This is a genomic window from Sphingomonas sp. CBMAI 2297 (assembly GCF_029870595.1).
Taxonomy (GTDB): Bacteria; Pseudomonadota; Alphaproteobacteria; order Sphingomonadales; family Sphingomonadaceae; genus Sphingomonas.
Window position 1 is genome coordinate 319,558 of sequence record NZ_JAPDIR010000004.1, and the last position, 18,869, is coordinate 338,426.

Genomic DNA, 18,869 nt, shown 5'->3' on the forward strand with positions numbered 1-18,869 from the left:
ACCGTGGCGCTGAGCGCCCCTATTTGCCGCAATCGTCCGACGGATACCGGTTCGCAGGTTCATCTCATCCCCTTGACTGCATGGGCGCGAGATGCCCGATGCCGCGCTCGGACTATTCCCCGTGGTCGGTATGGCGCAACGCTACGATGGTATAGGCGCATGCCCGAAACCCATGCGAAGGTGATCCGCGGCGGCTGCGCGGCGCAATTCGGGGAAGCCATCCCGGCCGGGACTCTCAGGCGCCCGCCTCTGCCTCGTCATTGGCCAGGCGGGCGCGAAGCGCCTTCTTGTCCACCTTGCCGACGCTGGTCCGGGGAAGGCCGGCAAGCACGAGCACCCGCTCGGGAATGGCGTATCGGCTCAGCCGCCCGGCATCGACATGGTGCATCAGGCCGTTCCGCAGAAGCTCGGCGCTCGGTGCATCGCCGCGAGCGGCCGCGACGACGAAAGCGACGGGCCGCTCGCCCCATTTGCTGTCCGGAACCCCGATGACCGCGGCTTCCGCCACCGAGGGCAGCTCCATGAGAAGCGCCTCGAGGGCGATCGACGAGACCCACTCTCCGCCGGTCTTGATCACGTCCTTCAGGCGGTCGACGATCCGGATGGCCCCGTCCCGGTCCATCGCGGCGACATCGCCGGTGTGGAGCCAGCCTCCCTCCCAGAGCGTGTCGGAGGCGGCCTGGGCGCCATAGCCCTGCGTCAGCCAGGGCGCGCGCAGCATCAGCTCGCCGCCGCCTGCCTCGTCCATGCGCGCATGGACCAGCGGGATCGGAAAGCCGGCCCGGCACAGCTCCGCGGTATCGCCGCCCGGCGACCGCGCCAGCGCGACGACCGGTCCCGTCTCGGACATGCCGAAGCCGACCAGCGTCGACAGGCCGGCGCGGGCCGCCTCTTCCGCCAGCGACGGCGGCAGGGCGGAACCGCCGATGATCACCGTCCAGGGGCCCAGGGACTCCGCGCCTTCCCGCGCATCGAGCAACATGCGCAATATCGTCGGAACGCAATGCGAGAAGCTGACCCGCTCGCGCCGCTTGAGCGCCAGCAGGTGCTTCGGATCATAGCGCCCGGGATAGACCTGCTTGAGCCCCAGCATCGTCGCGACGAACGGCAGGCCCCATGCATGGACATGGAACATCGGCGTCATCGGCATATAGACGTCGTCACGCCGAAGGCCCTGGCCGACGGGCTGGCTCGCCAGGGTAGCCGCCAATGCCAGCGTGTGGAGGACGAGCTGCCGGTGGCTGAAGAAGACCTGCTTGGGGCTGCCGGTGGTGCCGGTCGTATGGAAGGTGGTCGCGATCGCATGCTCGTCGAAATCTGCGAACCGGAAGGAAGGCGGGGTCGCCGCGATCCGCGCCTCATAGCTGTCCGCGCTCGCTTCCTCCGCCATCAGGATCGCGTCGCGTACCGCGGGAAGGTTCGGCCGGATCCCGTCGAACAGCGGAACGAAATCGGCATGGTGGAGGACGAAGGAAGCGCCGGATTCGCGCAGCGTATATTCGATCTGGGCCGATGACAGCCGCACGTTCACGGTCTGCAGCACCGCCCCCATCATCGGAATGGCGAAATAGCATTCGAGATAGCGATGGCTGTCCCAGTCCATCACCGCGACCGTGTCGCCGGCCCGCACCCCGCGTTCGGAGAGCAGCGTCGCCAGGCGCGTCACGCGATCGAGCAGGTCGGCATAGCTGAAGCGCCGCCGGCCGCTCACGATCTCCGCGGTTGTCTGCTGCGCCACATTGGCGAGCAGGTGGCGCAGCAGGAGGGGATAGGCATAGGCATCCGCTGCCGGCGTCATCAGGATTCTCGGGGTGGTCACGGCTTCTCCGGCGGCAGTTGCGATCAATTGGGCGTGGTGCGCCGTGGCGGGCGGCAGGCACCGCGCCTGCTGGTGTCCATCCCGGTCACCGGCTTCGCGCCGAGGCTGGGGTCGCTGCCCTTGAGCATCGCCATCGGAACCCGATCCGCCTTGCGGATGACCTCGGCGAGCATCGCCGTCTGGCGCGCCGCCAGCCCGGCATCCAGCTTGTCCATATGTCCGTTGGCAGCGATGCTCAGCAGATAGCTGGGGCCGCCGATGAGCGCCATGTGCGGAACGCCGCTTTCATGGAACACCACGCCCGTGGTGACCCCGGGGCCCGGCTCGACGCCGTGCCGCAGCAGGTCGTGCCGCCTAATGCCCTCGATCACGATATCGGTCAGCGGCCCGGCGGACGTCGGACAGTTCATATATTCGTTGTGCCCGGTGGGCCCATAGCCCTTGCCGGGGATGTCCAGCCATTCGCTCGATCCCAGATGCTCGATCGTGAACGCCGCCGCCGCGCGCTTCATGAGCTCGGGGTGCGCCAGCGCCCAGCCCGGCGCCTCCGGCATCTCGCCCGTCATGTGGCCGGGCCAGCCCGCGAAGACCAGGCTCCGGCGCAGCCGCTCGCCCTTGGGCAGGCTGGCGAAGTGACGGGCGAGGTGCAGCAGGGTGATGCAGCCATTTTCCTCGACGAAATTCTGGCCATCGGTGTGGGTGTCGATGATCATCACCTCGTCGCTTTCGCCGGGCAGGATCGCGGTGAGCTGCGGCACGTCTCCGGTCGTCCATTCGGCATCGAGCGTGAGGCGGGCCGTCTTGCCGGCCTTGGCCGCGCGGCGGAGTTCCTCGCCCGCATCCTGGCCGACGAACAGCGCCGGTACCTTCGGCCGGTAATGGGAGGCATGGGGGGAATAATTGCCCTCGATCATCGCCGACGAGACGTCCATGATGATCGCCACGCCGGCGACGCCACGCTCGGCCAGCGCGTCGAGCGGAAATGCCGGGGTCGTCCACAGCCGGTGATAGGGCGCGTCGAGCGACGCGGCCGCCGGTTCGTCCCGCACATGGACGAAATGGGGATGAGTGAGCTTCCCCATCGTCATCCGCGGAAGCTGCCCGTCGAAGACGAGGATGCTGCCCTTCGGGAAATCGGGAAGCGCCTCGGGGCCGGTCGGCTTCAGCGAGCCGCCATAGACGAGCGGCCCGGTGACGCCTTCCGGACCGGTGGGCGCCGAACGGACGAAGAAGGTGACCTTGTCGACGGGCCTGCGCGCGCCGCCGTCCAGGACTTCGAGGCTGACGCGTTTGGGATCCCATCGCCGATAGCTGTACGATTCGCACGGGCCGAGCAGGAGGCCGGCGTCCTGGAACTGGCCGGCCATCCAGTCCACGAACGCGAGATGGTTGGCGTTGCCGGGAAGCCGGGGGCCGAAATCGACCATTTCCTGATAGTCCCGCCGGATATCCGCGGCGGACGGCAGCGGCACCGGCGCCCGGCGGAGCGGCATCGATGCGAGCGCGCGGGCCGGGGCACTCGCGCTCGCCAGCGCGCAGGCGGCGGCAAGGAGCGCGCTCCGGCGTGAAATGAGCGATTGGTCATGCATCGAGCGATCTCCCATTCGTGTTCGGCAGCGTTCTGGCGCCGGGCTAGAATTTGATGTTCACACCCGCCGTGAACTGGCGTCCAGTCACGTCGTAGAGCAGCGGATTGGTGGGGATGAACGTGAAGAGCGTACCGTTCGGCGCCAGCGGCGGAGCGCGATCGAACAGATTGTTGACCGTCAGGAAGAAGCGATAGCCATCCTTGAGCCGCACGGCGGCGGTCAGGTCGGTATAGAAGACGGACTTCACGCGATTGTTCTCGATGGTCTTCGGTTCCACCCGGGTGACGTCATAGGTTCCCGCGCCGATGAACCGCTCCTGCGCGAAGAGCTCGACCGGGCCGCTCTTCCAATCCAGGCCGGCGGTCGCGCTCCAGCGCGGATTGGCGCTGAGGCCGACTTCCCCGGCCCGGTCTATGGACGGGCCGTTGCGGATGTCCTGCCGCTGCTTGTCGAGATAGCTGGCGATGAATCTCAGGCTCGCGGCACCGCCAAGGACCTGCCCGCGCGGCCGGTAATTGAGCTCGATGTCGAGGCCGGATGTCGCCAGCCGGTTGAGGTTCAGCGTCGGGGACTCGATGCGGGTGATCTGCCCCGCCGGGTTGCGGGTGATGTTCGCGCAGAGGCTGGTGGCGCCGGCCAGGCATTGGTTCAGCGTCAGCTGCGGCGTCAGCGACGAGATGATGCCGGCGATGTCGATGGAATAATAGTCGACCGACAGGGTGAGCCCCGGCGCGAAGGCGGGGCTGAGGACGATACCCGCGGTATAGGTGTCGGCCTTTTCGGGCTGCAGCGAAGGGTTGCCCCGAGCCGCCTGGACGATGGGCACGGTGACGCCGTTATCGATCACCGAGCCGGTGTTCTGCACGATCCCGGCGAACAGCTCCGGCACGTTGGGCGCGCGGATATCGCGCGAGGCGGTACCGCGCAGGCGCACCCCGGCCACCGGCTCCCACACCGCGCCGGCCTTCCAGGTCGTCACTCCGCCGCTCGTGCTGTAGTTGGTATATCGCACGGCGCCGTTGATATCGAGCGCATGCAGGAAGGGCAGGTCGCGGGCGAGCGGCACCGCCGCCTCCGCGAACACTTCCCACAGATGATAGGCGCCCTTCACCGGAAAGACGTTGGTGAGCAGCCAGCCGCCGGGCTGGTTCTGATAGGCCGGGGGAAAGCCGCGCATGCCGGTGGCGTCGTTGATGCTCTGCGCGATATCGTCGGCAACCTGGTCCAGCGCGACGCGGCGATACTGGCCGCCGGCCGCGAGGGAGACCGGCCCCGCCCAGGTGGAGAAAGGCTGCGCGCGCAACGAAAGGTCGGCGACGTCCTGGGTGAAGTTGGTGGTGTAGCTCGAAGCCCCCTCGACATAGGCTATGGCAGCCTGGGAAGGCGCGCCGGCTCCGAACAGGTTGATCGGAACGCAGCCGGGATACAGGCCCGGGTTGGTGAGCGTGACCCGGCAGACGATCTGGCTGGTGGCAGGATCGCGCACCGCGTCCACCGCGGCATAGAGGCGTTCGAGCGCCACGTTGTTGTAGGTCCGGATGTTGGTCCGGTTCCTGCCATGCTCGAAATAGCCCTCGACCTGGAGCCCGCCCGCCCCGGCGAAGCGGAAGCCGGCGGTGAGATCGAGCGTGCGCGCCCGCGCCGTCGCGTTCGCCGGCTCGCCAAAGTCGAAATTCACCCGGCCCATCGCGAAGGCGGGCGTGTTCGTCGTGGTCAGCACCTGTTGCACCGCCGGATTCAGGAAGGCGTTGCCGCTGAAGATGGTGAAGCCGTTGAAGCCGCCCGGGTTGAACTGCTGGGCCTGGTTATAGTGGTTGCGCGCGAGTGCCAGGCTGCCCTGGGCATAGAGCGTGAGCGACGGCGTTACGTCGAACTCCGCGTGCCCGAAATAGCTGCGGGTGGTGACGTCGGCGGAAAGGTTGCTGAACACCTGGGCGCCGTCCCCGCCGACCTGGATCAGCCCCGATTGCGCCGACCCGCGCGAATAGGGAACCAGCGTTCCGCCGGGAGCGAATTGCTGGAACGCCAGCGGTCCGCTCAGGATCAGGCCGCCGGGAGACGCGGTCGACGACCGCAGATCGTCGCGGAAGATCAACTGGCCCGGAACCGCCGGGTTGCCTAGGAAGCCGGTGCCGCGCCGCCCCCAGTCCCGGTCGCCGACGCTCTGGATGCCGCCCATCTCGAAATAGGTGGCGCTGGCCACGATCCGCCCGCGCCCGTCGGCGAAGGACTGGCCGGCGGTGATGCTGGCCTTGTAGGTCGGGGCGTCGCCCTTGTCGGAGATGCCCGCCTGCGCGCTCGCCTTGATCCCGGTGAAGCGCGTGTCCAGCACGAAGTTCACGACGCCGGCCACGGCATCGGACCCATAGGCGGCCGAGGCACCGCCGGTCACGACATCGACGCGCTTCACCAGCTCTTGCGGGAACAGGTTGATGTCGGTCGAACCGTCGCGGGACGAAGGCGCCGCGCGGCGGCCGTCGATAAGCACCAGCGTGCGCTGCACGCCGAGATTGCGAAGGTTGAGATAGCTTCCGGACTGCGGCCCCACCGCCCCGGTAAAGGCACCTGCCGGGCGCGTCGATCCGCGGAACGACGGCAGCTGGTTGAGCGCCTCGCCGATCAGGCCGGGCTGGGCCTTGGCGAGATCCTCCGCGGCCATGACCGTGACGGGCGTGGGAGCCTGCGACCCGTCGCGGATCGCCCGCGATCCGGTCACGACGATATCCGCGCCGTCGGCGGGAGTCGCTCCCGCATCCTTCTGGGAGTCTTGCGGCAGCGTCTCCCCCGACGGGTTCGCTGCGGATTGCGCATATACGGGAGCCGCCATCAGCGCTGCCGAGCATGCGGACGCAAACAATATCGGCCTGATCATTGACCCGCCCCTTTTCAGCTTGGGCGCGACCATCGTCGTCTGCCCGTCCTCTCCATCCAATGACTCCGCCAACAGCGCCGCCAAGTCAATATCTTTCTTTTGTTAGGAAGGAATATGTTTCGCAACCGGTTCGCCCCTGGCGGCGAACCCCTTCGGAATCGGGGGCGAATCTATTTTCTTTCCTGGAAAAAAGTGCCTACCGAGAACGAGAGGCTTGGGCATCACCGCGAGTTTCTCCCCCGCCGGGAGAGGCGGGGCGGCAACAGTTTCAACTGGGGTTTGGACGTGACAACGCAACGGAAGTCGAGAAAGTCGCCGTCATCGCGGCGCTCGAACGCCGAACGTCGCGAAGAGTCGATGACGATCATTCTCGATCATGCCGAGGCGGAGTTCGCTTCCAAGGGATATGACGGCACGACATTTGTGAGCGTCGCCGAGGCCGCGGGCGTGGATGCCGCGCTAATGCGCTATTATTTCGGTGACAAGGAGCAACTGTTCGCCGCCGTCTTCCGCAGGCGCGGTCCCGTGGTCAACGCGCTGCGCGTGCAGGCGCTGGACGCCTATCGCGCCGCGACCGGCGGGCAAGGCACGCTCGAGGGGCTCCTCGAGGCATTTACCCGCCCGGGCTTCGAGTTCGGCATGCTGAGCGAGGGGCACCGCAACTACGCCGCCATCGTCGCGTTCGTGAACAGCTCGCGCGGCACCATGCATGCGCTGATGTCGGAAGTCTTCGACGAGGTCTCGCGCGTGCTGATCGACGACATGCAGCGGCTGATGCCCGAGGTTCCGCGCGAAACCCTATATTGGGGCTATCACTTCCTCACCGGCGCTTTCACCTTCTCGCTTGGCCAGACCGGCCGCATCGACCGAATCTCCGGAGGGTCCGTCTCCTCCGAGGATTTCGCGGGAATTGCCGACCGCCTGCCCGCCTTTGTCGCCGCCGGTATCAGGTCGCTGGCCGCGCGCTGACCGGGATGCGTCCTTGCGCCTGATCGCGAATGCCTTGCACCATTCGGCGTGGACGCTCGGCTGAGCGGCCTCAATAGCCGCCCGGGGCCAGTCTTTGCGAGAGCCACCAGATGTTGCCGGAGGGATCGGCCAGGCCGCCTTGCCGTTCTCCATAGGGCCGGAAACCCACCGGACTGACTTCGCGCCCGCCACCCGCAACGGCACGCGCCATGGCTTCCTTCGCATCGACGACATAGAGGTAGATGGCCGCGCGCGACGCGGCTTGCTCGCCCCGAGCCTCGCTGACCATGATGGTCGTGTCGCCGAAGCGAACATGCGCATTCAGGACGGTGCCGTCGGGCGCGGCGTGAATGTCGATGATTTCGCCGCCCAGGCCCTCGTCAAGGAATCCCAGATAGTCGCGGGCGTTCCTGACGAAGAGATAGGGGAAGACCCGCGTGAAGCCGGGCGGGATGAGCGGCTGCGATTCTTCCCTGGTCGATTGCTGCATTTCGGCCTCCTGAGAATTCCGATCGGTCGCCGGCATGCCCGGCCAGTTCGCCAGGTCCTGCCGGCGCGCCATGCTCAGCTTGAGCAGGATGTTCGCGAGATGAAATTTGACGGCCTCGACGCCGATTTCGAGCCGCTCGGCGATCTGCCGGTTCGTCATGCCGAACCGTGCCGCCTTCGCGACGCGCCACTCCCCCGGCGTCAGAATATCCGGATGGGCGGGCCGTCCTCTCTTCCGGTTGGCGTTCATGCCCGAAGCTTATCGACGCGAGACGGGAATTTCACTCCCCGCCTCCGAGGTCCGAAAGGCCGGTATAGGCGCTGACGCCGGCATATCGCCCAAGGGGAGGGAAAATCGGGTCACTGCACGATATCCTGGCCAAATATCGCGTCACCAGCATTCACGCGAAACCTAACCCGCGCAGCCGCGCCGAACTCGGGGATCGGATCGGCGACGCAACGATGGCTCACTCCATGCGAAGGGCACCGACAAAATGGCAACCCAGCTGGTCATCGGGCCGATCGGCCAGATTTCGCGCCAGGTAAAGGATATCGCCGCTGCACGGCATTGGTATGGCGAGGTGCTTGGGCTCGAGCATGTTTTCTCGCTCGGCGATCTGGCCGCTTTCGATTGTGGCGGCGTCAGATTGCTTCTGACCGAAGAGCCCGGCGGCGGCGGCGGAGAATCGATCCTCTATTTTCAAGTCGAGGATATCCGCCTGACGCTCGTCGCGCTCCAGTCCGCGGGCGTGGAATTCATGAACCCGCCGCGCAGGATCCATCGGTACGGAGACGGCACCGAGGAATGGATGGCCTTCTTCAAGGACAATGAGGGCCGCACGCTGGGGCTCACGACACGCATCAGGCCCCCGTTGGACATCTCGACAGGAGATCGTCCGCAAGGGGCCGTGACGACCTGACCGCTCATCCGGCAGGAACACACCAGGCGCGGCCTTCGGATGGCCGCCCCGATGCACCGCTCACCACTGAAAGCGCAGCGAACCCACCACTGTCCGCCCCGCGCCGAAATAGCAGCTGTTGCTGAAGGGGCAGGCAGACACATAGGTCTTGTCGAACAGGTTCGACGCGTTGAGCGCGAGCGAGAAGCCCCGCAGCGCCGGCGTCGCCCGCCCGAGATCATAGCCGAGCATCGCGTCGACCAGAGTGAAGCTCCCGGTCGTGAAGCGCTCGAACGTGGTGACGCCGTTGATCACCTTGTAGGCGGTGGTGCCGTCGGAGCTGCCGACATAGCGAACGCCGAAGCCTGTCCTGAGCCCGCCAAGAGGGCCGGCGATGCGCCCGCTCTTGCCGAAATCATAGGACAGGAATGTCGAGGCCGCCCATTCAGGCGTGCCGAGCTGACGGGTGCCGGTGGTGGTCGGCGTGCCGCTGCTGGTCGCGGTCGGCGCGACGGCGGGCGCGCCCTGGGTGATGATGGCGTCGGTATAGGCGGCGGCGACCACCACGTCGAAGCCCGGAGTCACTTCCCCCCGCCCCTCGAACTCGAGGCCGCGCACACGCACCTCGCCGATCTGGATCTGCGCCGTCGAGGGGATTCCGTTGGTGCCGGCGCGCGGATCGCCCACCGGAACCTTCTGGCGACGCAGGTCATAGGCAGAGACGGTGAACAGGGCATTGGTGCCGCGCGGCTGATATTTGATGCCCGCCTCATATTGGCGCCCGGAGACCGGATCGAACGGAACCCCGTCCCAGGTCGCGCCCGTCTGCGGCTCGAACGATTCCGAATAGCTCACATAGGGCGAGACGCCGAACGGCAGCTCGTACAGCGCGCCGAGCCGGCCGGTGAACGCGGTCTGGCCGAACGGCGTCATCGCATTGCTGCGCTTGTTGAGCGTCGTCTGGTCGTACCAGTCATAGCGTCCGCTGGCGATGAGCTGGAGCCGGCCGATCGCGATCTGGTCCTGCAGATACACGCCGACCTGATCGCGCTTGCTGTAGCTGTTGGTATAGGCGCTCGACAGCTTGGTCAGGTCGAAGCTCGGCAGGGTGCCGCCATAGGATGGACGATAGAGGTTCAGATTGGGGATGCTGGTGAGCGGATTGCTCGAAACCCCGGTGTTGAACTGCTGGAAATTCTCGCCCGCGATGTGCTGATAGTCGATGCCCGCCAGTATGTTGTGCCGGAGCGGTCCGGTCTCGAACCGGGCGTTGAAGCTGTTGTCGAGCGTCAGCGTGTCGAAATTCTCGTCCGCGCCGCCGCCGCCGCGAATGATCGTCGAATAGTCCGTATTGCGGTTCGCGCCCGTCCCGGTCGTCGCGAAGCCCGTCACATAGAGCTGGCGATAGCTCAGCCAGTTGTTCTGGAAGCGGGCGCTCGACCGGAACGAGAGGTTCGCGTTGAAATCGTGGCGGAACAGCGCCTCGATCGACTTGGCGCGGTGATCGTAGCGCTCATAGCCGGGATCGCCGGTGTTGATGTCGCGCGGCAGCCGGCCATTGGGATTGGGCAGGACCGAGCCATAGGCCGAAACGCCCGAATAGCCTCCGCCGCTCGGCGAGCGCTGGTAGGAGGCGATCAGCGTCAGGCTCGTCGCATCGTCGGGCGCGAAGGTCAGCATCGGGCTGACGTGATAGCGTTCGGAGAAGGTGCCGCGGGTCAGCCCGTCCCCCTTCTGCCAGCCGCCGACGATGCGCGCGCGCCACCGGCCGTCGGCATCGAGCGGCTGGTTGATGTCGGCCACCGCGCGGACCGTGTCGTAATTGCCCAGCTGCAACTCGAACCGGCCGGACGCCACGCGCTCGGGCATCTTGCTCGTCAGGTTGATCAGGCCACCCGGCGTCGAATTGCCGTACAGAACCGATGCGGGGCCCTTCACGACATCGATATGGTCTATGCGATTGAAGTCGATCTGCGGTGTCGAATAGGGACCGGCCAGCAGCCGCATGCCGTCGAGATACACCCCCGGCGCGAAACCGCGCAGGATGAGCTGGTCGTAGCGCGTGACCATGCCTCCGCGCTGATTGGCCGCCACGCCCGCGACATAGCCGAGCGCCTGGTTGATCGACAGCGCGTTGCGGCGAACCAGCTCGTCATTGTCGATCACGGTGATGGTCTGCGGCGTCTCCATCAGCGGCGTGTCGGTCTTGGTGCCGGACCCCGCCTGCTTCTCGCGCAGGCCCGTCACCACGATGGCGGAATCCTGGGCCTTGTCCTCGTCCGGCTCATCCTTGGCATGGGCGGGTGCGCACAGGAGCGCGAACGCCGGCACCCATGCCGAATGCATCAGGAATCCACGGAAACGCGAGCGACGGGAAGCAGCAGCCACAAAACCCCCTTTGTTATTGATAACGATTCGCATTTGCTGCTAGGAGGGATCGCCAGCCGATGCAAGGCGGGAAAAGGGGGAATGGAATGGCAAGGGCCCAGGGAGTCGGGCAGCGATGGTCGATGGCGGGGCGCTGCCTGACCGCGCTGGTCGGCGGCTATGCCGCGGCGGCGGCCTTGGCGACGCTGGCGGCTCGGTCGTTGCCGGTCGCGCGGGTCGAAGCCACCGTCTGGGGAATGATCCTTTCCTTCCTGCTCTATGCCATGTTCGGGCTATGGGCGTTTCACGAGCCGCGGCTCGTGCGGGTTGCGGGCCTGATCTGGGGCACGGCCATCGCCGCCGGCGGCACCGCGCTGCTGCTGGGGATCCGCCCGTGAGGGGCAAGGGCTTGCGCCAGTCGATGGCGTGGATCCATGGCTGGCTCGGACTGGTCGCCGGCTGGATCCTCTTCGCGATGTTCTTGACCGGCACCGCGAGCTATTTCCGCCCCGAGGTCACTCGGTGGATGCAACCGGAGTTCCGGCCGCGGCCCGTCGCCCAGTCCGAAGCGGCCCGCGGCGCTATCGCCTGGCTCCAGCGGAACGCGCCGCACGACGAGCAATGGACCATCTACCTCCCGACCGAGCGCACGCTCGTGACCCGGGTGTTCACACGCGCCCGGCCCAACTCCGATCCCAGGGCGCCGCGTGCGCCGCGCCGGCCGGAAATCCGCCTGGATCCGGCAAGCGGCCTCCCCGTCGAGGCGCGCGAGACCCGCGGCGGCGAATTCTTCTATCGCTTCCATTTCCAGCTGCAGCTGCCCCACCCCTGGGGCAGGTGGCTCGCCGGGCTGTGCGCGATGTTCATGCTCGGGGCGATCCTGTCCGGCGTGATCACGCACAAGCGCATATTCGTCGATTTCTTCACGCTGCGCTGGAGCAAGGGGCAGCGCAGCTGGCTGGACGCGCACAACGTCTCCGCGGTGCTCGCCCTGCCCTATCATGCGATGATCACCTATACCGGGCTGATCACGCTCGTCGTGATGTACATGCCCTGGCCGATCGCGGCCAATTATCCGCAGCCCGCCGCCTTTTCCGCGAGCCTCTATGGAGACACCGCCAATCAGCGCGCATCGGGGCGGCCGGGACAGCTCGCCGACATCGCACGGTTCGTCGAGGCGGCATCGGCGGAATGGCGGGGTGCCCGGGTCTCGCGGATCATCGTGGGCAATCCCGACGACGCATCCTCCACCGTCACGTTGCTCCGCTCGAGCGACGACAGGCTGAACGCGCGCGGTGCATCGATCACCTATGCCGGCGGCTCCGGCCAAAGGCTGGCCGCCTCTCCCGCGCCCGGCCCCGCCGTGGAGACCGCCGGCGTGATGCTCGGCCTGCACCTGGCCTGGTTCGCCGGGCCGTTGCTGCGCTGGGTCTGCTTCCTGCTCGGCCTTACCGGCGGCGCGATGGTCGCGACGGGCCTGGTGCTGTGGACCGTGAAGCGACGCAGGCCGGGCGCGAAGCCCTTCTTCGGCCTGTCGCTCGTCGAACGGCTCAATATCGGGGTGATCGCCTGCCTGCCCGCGGGAATGGCGGCCTATCTGCTCGCCAACCGGTTGCTGCCGCCGATGCTGCCCGGCCGTGCCGATCTGGAGGTCTCCGCCATGTTCTGGACCTGGTTCGGGCTGGCCGGGCTGTCGCTGCTCCGTCCGGCCCGCCGGGCGTGGATCGAGACGCTGGCGATCGCTGCCCTGGTCTTCGCGGCGATCCCCATCGCGGATCTGGCCGCCATGCGCGGGATTCCGTCGGCGCCGCAGCCGTTCGATGGCCTCTTCCTCGCGTTCGACGCCACCATGGCCCTGCTGGCCGCGGCGCTCGGCTTCGCGGCGTGGCGGCTGGCAAAGCGGCCGATCGCCGCGGCCCGGCCAAGCCGGCGCACCGTCCCTGCCCGGCCCGAGGTTGCCCGGCCCGAGGTTCGGGAGGCTGCCGATGTCGCTTGAAGTTGCCCTGCTCGGCTATGCGGGTCTCGCCAATCTCGCGCAGGGGAAGCAGCGACGCGCCGGATCGCTCCGCCCCGCTCAACCTCGGGCGCGGATCATCGGCTGGTTCCTGCTCCTCGCCTCGTTGTTCGCCGCGGCGCACAGATTTGGCCCCTATCAGGCCGTTCCCGCGTGGCTCGCGCTATTGTCGGCAAGCGGAGTGACACTCGTCCTCGTCCATTCGCGCTGGCCTGCGATCGCCACGGCTCCCTGGATGCCCATGGCGGCGATCGCGCTGACGCTTTGCCTTGTTTGACCAGCCAGCAGTGCCCACGAACCGCCGCTCGACTAGAGCGCCTTGCGCTGCGGCATCACATTGAACGCGGCCAGGCCCCGCGCCGCGGCGGTGTCCGCGCTCTGGGCGCCGTCGAAGTTCCAGTTCAGCTTGTCTTTCATCCGCAGGCAGACCCGATCGTAGAGTCGGCGCTGATGGTCGCTCAGAAAACCTACCATGATCTGGGCATAGATACGTTCCCCCGCCGGGGTGAGCGTGTAAAGCTGCCGATCGCGCGCGACATAGCCCGCACCCTCCAGCGCATTCAATTTCGCGGCGATGACCGTATCGATGCCGAGCTCCCGGGCCTCCGAGAGATCGGCGCGCGTGCGCTTGCCGAAATAGACATAGTGTTTCTCATAGGCATGGCCCGGCGTGGCCATGGCGATCGGCAGCCTGCGCTCCTCGAGCAGCGCCTGCGTATAGTTCCTCTCGAACTGATCGTTGCTGTAGGCCAGCCCCCTGAGCATGCTGTAGGCACCCGCCCCGACCCCGACGAACTCGTCGAAATAGCCGCCGTACACGATATCGAACATGTAGCGGCAACCCGGCATTCCCGGCTCCGAGAAGAAATACATGTTCTGGGCGTCATAGCCCCTGGCGAGCTCGGCACGGGCGTGATGGAAGAGCTCCCAGCGCCGCGCGCTCGGCGGCGGCGGCGGATATTCGCCACGGCGGACACGATCGAGGAAACTGGGCAAGGTGGCGAGATAATCGAGCGGGAAGACCGAGATATTCCCCACGTCGAGCGCCAGCGCGGCGGCCATGTCGTCCTCCACCTCGCGCTCGGTCTGGCCCGGATAGCCGACGATCATGTCGAAATTGGCGGCCTCGAACAGCTTGCGCGACCGGGCGGCCAATGCCTGGATCTGGTCGAGCGAGGCGGTGAGGTTCATCATCTCGCGATAGCGTGGGTTCAGCGTCTGGACGCCGAACGAAACGCGGTTCGCCCCCGCGCCCGCCGCTGCCGCGCAAAACGCCTCCGTCGCCGATTTCGGCTCGACCTCGATCGTCATTTCGAGATCGGACGACAGGCGGAAGGCGGAGCGGATATGCACCAGCAGCGCATCGATCTGGCGCGGGCTGAGCACCGACGGAGTCCCGCCGCCGAGATACACCGCATCGAACGTCCAGGACCCGCAAAGCGGCGTTTCCGCGAGCATCGAGATCTCGAGATGGAGCGCCTCGAGATAGCGTTCGATCCGCTCCAGCGTGCCGACCGATTTTATGAAGGGGCAGAAGGCGCAGACCGTCTCGCAGAACGGTATGTGGACATAGAGCCCGCGCTTGCCGCGCCCCGGCGTGGGATCGGGGGTGTTGTGGAACAGGCTCGCCATCGCCACCGGATCGACGGTGTAGTTGATGTCGAAGAAGGGGAAGGTGAAGGATTCGAGCAGGATGTCCTGCGGCAGAAACAACGAAAGATACTCGTCTCGCATGGCTTGCCCCCTATGACTCAATGCCAGTCCCATGGGGCGCGACGACACCGATGGCGGGCACGAAGCCGCCCACCCCCACGCGCAACGAGGGAATATCCAATCGATGCCGGTCCCCGGCCGCCGAGACGCACTTCGTCCGGCGAGTCACCGCGCAACCGCGACTGACCCGGACAACAGGAACGAGCGCCCCTCGCCCGATCCGAAATGCATTGCTTCACGGTGCATCCCGGTCGCGCGACGGGCGCTGCTGTGCGGGCATCTCAGCCCGCGATCGACAACCAGGCTCGCATAGCGCCCTCCCTTCCCAAAATGATCCGGCTCAACTGACGGTCATGCTCAAGCAAGGCCGAAGCGCGCGGCGATGGCATCGAGCGCGGCGACCGCTCCGGCGGAATCGGCTCCTTTCACGCACAAGGCCCCACGCGAATCGTTGCTGCCCACGGCGGAGTTGGAGAACTCGCTCACGACGCTGTAGGCGATCACGCGCCCGTCCTCGGCCAGGGTGGCGCGCTCGTCATTCCCCAGCATCGTCGCGGTCTTCCCGGGAGCGGAATAAAGGCTGCCGATCGCCACTTGCTCGGGAGCGGTCTTCGCTTCCCTCGCGATACGCACCAGCTCGTCCGCCATCGCAAAGCTGGCATAGACGTGCGCGGCACGCAGATCGACGCCCCATTTGGCCTTCACCATCTCGGGAATGAGCCCGCCGCCCGGACGGGTCATGAAATCGCTGAGTTGCGGCCCATTGCCGGTAACCCAGAATTCGGCATGGAACACGCAGTTCCGCACCCCGAGCTTCGCCGCCAGCTGCGCCGCCACATCGCGCGCGGCCTCGCGGACAGCGGGATCGAGATCATCGGAGGTGACGATGCGAAGATCTTCATAAGGCGGCTCGGAAGCGACGCGCGCCTTTTCCGAAAAGGCCGAGAAGACCAGTTCGCCATTCGCGAGAATGCCGTCGCAGCAGATCTCCGGCTTCGAGTCCTTCTGGCCGAGGAACGGCGCCACGATCAGGAGATGATCGGGAGAGGTCTTGGTCGCCGCTTCATAGATATCGACGGGCACGGCCGGGCTGCGCGAGACGTCGACGAGCCGCATGTCCGCGCACATCGGCGCCACGCTCGACTGGACGAGCGCACGCCCGGCGCTGCTCGCGACCTTGCCGATCGCGTCGCCAAGCGCCTTTGCCGATTCCACCACGACCGGCACCTCGGTCTGGCCGGGAAGCCCTTCGAGCGCGCGGAACACGTTCGTCCGGTCCGCGGCGGCAATGGCGGCCTGCGCCTGTGCCGAGGTCCAGGCGCCGGTGGCCGTGTTGAACATGACCGCCATCGGATAGCAGCCTTCGAGAAAGGCCACGACCGCCCCCGGCTCGCTTCGGGATTCGGCGGTCATCGCCTTGGCGGTGAACGCGGCGCCGAACTGCTGCCCGCCTCGTTCGCTCGCGCTCTGGATATCCTGGCCGCCGCTGGAGCTGGCAATTTCCTCCAGGGTAGAAAGCCCGCCCTGCGGCCGCCGGGGAAAGAACATCAGCTCGGAATGATTTTGCGGCCGCGAATAGACGATCATGTTATACGCGTTGGGATTATAGGCGTCTGGATTATAGGCCTCTGGCACGAATGCCACCGGATTCTTCGTGGACATGCCTTCCCTCCCGCTTGTCTATACGAATTCCCGTGAACTTGATTACCCAACCAGCATAACATCAAAGTTCCGGCATATCTATTATCCATATTAAGCATGAACTTCATGAAGTTCGGCTGATCCAGATCTATGTTTCATGGCATAAATCCATGATATTCAGCATCTTCTTCGCGGTCATCTCGGCGCTTCCTTCGGACAGAAGATCGAAATGATCGGCATCGACCTCATGCGTCGCGATATGGTCGAGGAAGTGCTCCCAGCTTCGGGACGTCGAGTCGTAATCGCCCAGCAGCGCGCCCGACAGATTGGGAAAGCCGCGACCGGCCTTGATCAATTCGACGCGACCGGAAAACCGCTCGGGAAAATAGCGGAGGAACGAGCGGAGATTCGCCTTCAGGATCGATGCGAGCCGATCGAGCAGCACGCCCTCCCCCACCGGTCCGGCACCCAGGAAATCGATGCCGTCGAACCCGGCATCGGCGTCGCCCTGCCGCGATGCCGATACGGGCGCGAGGACGAAGGAGTCGAGCAGGATCGTGGCTTCCACCGGCAGGCCCTGTTCCTGCCAGAGCCGCGCCATCTCGAGCGCAACCGCGCCGCCATAGGACCAGCCGGCCAGAATGATCCGGCGCCCCTCGGCCACCTGCTCCGCGATCCGGACATAGCGTTCGGCATAGGCTTGCACCGATCGCGGAATATCGCTCTCGTCGTCCAGGCCCGGCGCCTGGAAGCCGTAGACCGCGCAATCGCCGCGCAGTGCCTTTGCGAGATGGCGAAGCGGCACCGTGGTGCCGTCGGCGCCGTGCACCAGGAAGACCACCCGTCGCCCGGCTTCCGGGCCGCGCTCCATCGGAACCAGCGACAGCCGCTGGCTGGTCCGCACCGTCTCGATCTCGCGCGCGAGCCCCCGGACCGTGTCGTGCGTGAACAGCGCCTGCATCGACAGCACGATGCCGAATTCCCGCTCGCATGCCGCCGTCAGGCGGAACGCGAGCATCGAATGGCCGCCCATCTCGAAGAAGCTGCGCTCCGGATCGATGTCGGAGCGGCCCAGAATCTGCTCGTACAGGCGCTTGAGCCGTTGCTCGGTGTCGCTGAGCGCCGGCGCGCCGTCGCCCAGGGGCAAGGCGTCCGCCCGGGCGGCCCAGAGCCGGGCCAGCGCCGCATGGTCGATCTTGCCGTTGATCGAATGGGGAATCGCCGGGAGCGGAACGATCGCCGCGGGGATCATGTGCCGCGGTAACCGGCCCGCGACGCGATGCAGCACCGCCGCCGCCTCGATCCCGCCATCCTCCGGCACGACGAATGCCGCCAGCTGGCGATCCGTGCCGTCCCCGATCGCCGCGGCGACGACGGACCTTATCCCCGGCTCGTCCAGCAGCGCGGCCTCGATCTCGCCAAGCTCGACGCGCACGCCGCGGATCTTCACCTGGCGGTCTCCCCGCCCGAGATGCTCGAGCACGCCATCGGCGTAATAGCGGCACACGTCGCCGCTGCGGTACATGCGCGCGCCGGGCGAGCCGAACGGATCCGGGACGAAGCGCTCCGCCGTGAGCGCGGGCCTGCCCAGATAGCCGTGCGACACGCCGATATCGCCGCCGATATGGAGCTCGCCCACGACGCCGATCGGCACCGGCTCCAGCTCGCCGTCGAGAACATAGAGCCGATAGGCCGCGGATGGGCGGCCGAGCGGGACGAAGCCATTGCCCGGATCCCTCGGCACCACGATGTCGGTTACCGAATGCGTCTCCGTCGGCCCATAGAGATTGACGAGCGTCGCATGCGGCAGCAGCGCATGGCACCGATCGCGCAGCTGGGGCGAAAGCGCCTCTCCGCCGCTCAGCACCCAGCGCAGCGACGGGCAGCTCGCCGCCGGGGGCAGTTCGTCGAGCATGACCTGCAGCATGGACGGGACGAAATTGGCGCAGGTTACGCCATGCCGCTCGATCAGGCTGCGCAGATAGGCGGGATCGCGATGGCCGTCGGGCCCGCAAACCACCAGCGTGCCGCCATGGTAGAGCGGCCAGAATATCTCCCAGATGGACACGTCGAAACCGAACGGCGTCTTGAACAGATGATGATCGCCCGGCTCGACCGGATATTGGTGCTGGAGCCAGCGGATCGACAGGATCGCGGCATCGATGGGAAACTGCACCGCCTTGGGCCGTCCGGTGGAGCCCGAAGTGTACATGAGATAGGCGATTCCGCTCGATGGCTGGCGCAGCGCGATCGAGGTCTCGGGCATTGCGCGCAGGGCATCGGCGATCCCGTCCAGGTCCAGCACGCGCGCGCCGCCGGGTGCGACGCGTCCGGCCTGCGCCGATTGCGCGACGATGCAATCGACGCCGGCATCCGCGATCATGTCCAGGACCCGCGCATCGGGCAGGTCCGGATCGATCGGCACATAGGCCGCCCCCGCCTTCGCCACCGCGTAGAGCGCCACGACCATGTCGATGCCGCGATGCAGGAAGATGCC

Annotated in this window: 13 protein-coding genes; 5 read left to right on the forward strand and 8 right to left on the reverse strand. The window is 66.6% G+C overall.

Annotation, left to right across the window (positions count from 1 at the left end; genetic code table 11):
• Positions 1 to 235: 235 nt before the first annotated feature.
• Genes OMP43_RS08455 through OMP43_RS08465 form a run of 3 tightly spaced genes read right to left on the reverse strand, consistent with a single transcriptional unit; the run spans position 236 to position 6,235 of the window.
• On the reverse strand, positions 236 to 1,819 hold the full coding sequence (locus OMP43_RS08455) for a long-chain-fatty-acid--CoA ligase (RefSeq protein WP_280279267.1): 1,584 nt from the start codon (positions 1,817 to 1,819) through the stop codon (positions 236 to 238).
• A gap of 23 nt (positions 1,820 to 1,842) precedes the next feature.
• On the reverse strand, positions 1,843 to 3,408 hold the full coding sequence (locus OMP43_RS08460) for a hypothetical protein (RefSeq protein ID WP_280279268.1): 1,566 nt from the start codon (positions 3,406 to 3,408) through the stop codon (positions 1,843 to 1,845).
• Between the two features lie 43 nt (positions 3,409 to 3,451).
• Positions 3,452 to 6,235, reverse strand: a complete 2,784-nt coding sequence (locus OMP43_RS08465; protein WP_280279269.1) for a TonB-dependent receptor — start codon at positions 6,233 to 6,235, stop codon at positions 3,452 to 3,454.
• Between the two features lie 159 nt (positions 6,236 to 6,394).
• On the opposite strand from OMP43_RS08465, the gene OMP43_RS08470 reads away from it, so the two are divergent.
• The gene (locus tag OMP43_RS08470) at positions 6,395 to 7,249 is read left to right on the forward strand and encodes a TetR/AcrR family transcriptional regulator (protein WP_280279270.1); all 855 of its coding nucleotides are present in this window, start codon (positions 6,395 to 6,397) and stop codon (positions 7,247 to 7,249) included.
• Positions 7,250 to 7,319: 70 nt separating this feature from the next.
• On the opposite strand, the gene OMP43_RS08475 is transcribed toward OMP43_RS08470, so the two are convergent.
• Positions 7,320 to 7,988, reverse strand: a complete 669-nt coding sequence (locus OMP43_RS08475; protein WP_280279271.1) for a LuxR C-terminal-related transcriptional regulator — start codon at positions 7,986 to 7,988, stop codon at positions 7,320 to 7,322.
• 244 nt (positions 7,989 to 8,232) lie between these two features.
• Here OMP43_RS08475 and OMP43_RS08480 point away from each other — a divergent pair, with 244 nt between their 5' ends.
• Entirely contained in the window at positions 8,233 to 8,658 is a 426-nt protein-coding gene (locus OMP43_RS08480; RefSeq protein ID WP_280279272.1) for a VOC family protein, read from the forward strand.
• A 60-nt stretch (positions 8,659 to 8,718) separates the two neighbouring features.
• Here the strand turns inward: OMP43_RS08480 and OMP43_RS08485 are convergent, their stop codons facing one another.
• A complete protein-coding gene (locus OMP43_RS08485; RefSeq protein ID WP_280279273.1) occupies positions 8,719 to 10,983 on the reverse strand; it encodes a TonB-dependent siderophore receptor in 2,265 nt (754 codons plus the stop codon).
• A 128-nt stretch (positions 10,984 to 11,111) separates the two neighbouring features.
• Between OMP43_RS08485 and OMP43_RS08490 the strand changes: the two genes are divergently transcribed.
• The 3 genes from OMP43_RS08490 to OMP43_RS08500 are packed head-to-tail and all read left to right on the forward strand — an operon-like array spanning position 11,112 to position 13,295.
• Complete coding sequence (locus OMP43_RS08490) at positions 11,112 to 11,402, forward strand: iron transporter (RefSeq protein WP_280279274.1); 291 nt, start codon at positions 11,112 to 11,114, stop codon at positions 11,400 to 11,402.
• On the forward strand, positions 11,399 to 13,000 hold the full coding sequence (locus tag OMP43_RS08495; protein WP_280279275.1) for a PepSY-associated TM helix domain-containing protein: 1,602 nt from the start codon (positions 11,399 to 11,401) through the stop codon (positions 12,998 to 13,000). Before OMP43_RS08490 ends, OMP43_RS08495 begins: the two co-directional genes overlap by 4 nt.
• Positions 12,990 to 13,295 carry a DUF3325 family protein gene (locus OMP43_RS08500; RefSeq protein ID WP_280279276.1) on the forward strand — a complete coding sequence of 102 codons (306 nt, stop codon included), beginning with the start codon at positions 12,990 to 12,992 and terminating at the stop codon, positions 13,293 to 13,295. Before OMP43_RS08495 ends, OMP43_RS08500 begins: the two co-directional genes overlap by 11 nt.
• 32 nt (positions 13,296 to 13,327) lie before the next feature.
• On the opposite strand, the gene OMP43_RS08505 is transcribed toward OMP43_RS08500, so the two are convergent.
• From OMP43_RS08505 to OMP43_RS08515, 3 genes are all read right to left on the reverse strand, one after another.
• Positions 13,328 to 14,752 (reverse strand): radical SAM protein, encoded by a 1,425-nt coding sequence (locus OMP43_RS08505; protein WP_280279277.1) that lies wholly within the window; start codon positions 14,750 to 14,752, stop codon positions 13,328 to 13,330.
• Between the two features lie 336 nt (positions 14,753 to 15,088).
• On the reverse strand, positions 15,089 to 16,393 hold the full coding sequence (locus OMP43_RS08510; RefSeq protein ID WP_280279278.1) for a hypothetical protein: 1,305 nt from the start codon (positions 16,391 to 16,393) through the stop codon (positions 15,089 to 15,091).
• Between the two features lie 127 nt (positions 16,394 to 16,520).
• The coding region (locus OMP43_RS08515) for an amino acid adenylation domain-containing protein (protein ID WP_280279279.1) at positions 16,521 to 18,869 on the reverse strand (2,349 nt) is incomplete at its 5' end.

Coding starts and splice junctions, on each gene's coding strand:
- OMP43_RS08475 (WP_280279271.1), bottom strand. CDS start 7,988: ATGAACGCCAACCGGAAGAGAGGACGGCCCGCCCATCCGGATATTCTG.
- OMP43_RS08460 (WP_280279268.1), bottom strand. CDS start 3,408: ATGCATGACCAATCGCTCATTTCACGCCGGAGCGCGCTCCTTGCCGCC.
- OMP43_RS08510 (WP_280279278.1), bottom strand. CDS start 16,393: ATGTCCACGAAGAATCCGGTGGCATTCGTGCCAGAGGCCTATAATCCA.
- OMP43_RS08470 (WP_280279270.1), top strand. CDS start 6,395: ATGTTTCGCAACCGGTTCGCCCCTGGCGGCGAACCCCTTCGGAATCGG.
- OMP43_RS08485 (WP_280279273.1), bottom strand. CDS start 10,983: ATGCATTCGGCATGGGTGCCGGCGTTCGCGCTCCTGTGCGCACCCGCC.
- OMP43_RS08480 (WP_280279272.1), top strand. CDS start 8,233: ATGGCAACCCAGCTGGTCATCGGGCCGATCGGCCAGATTTCGCGCCAG.
- OMP43_RS08505 (WP_280279277.1), bottom strand. CDS start 14,752: ATGCGAGACGAGTATCTTTCGTTGTTTCTGCCGCAGGACATCCTGCTC.
- OMP43_RS08500 (WP_280279276.1), top strand. CDS start 12,990: ATGTCGCTTGAAGTTGCCCTGCTCGGCTATGCGGGTCTCGCCAATCTC.
- OMP43_RS08490 (WP_280279274.1), top strand. CDS start 11,112: ATGGCAAGGGCCCAGGGAGTCGGGCAGCGATGGTCGATGGCGGGGCGC.
- OMP43_RS08465 (WP_280279269.1), bottom strand. CDS start 6,235: ATGGCGGCTCCCGTATATGCGCAATCCGCAGCGAACCCGTCGGGGGAG.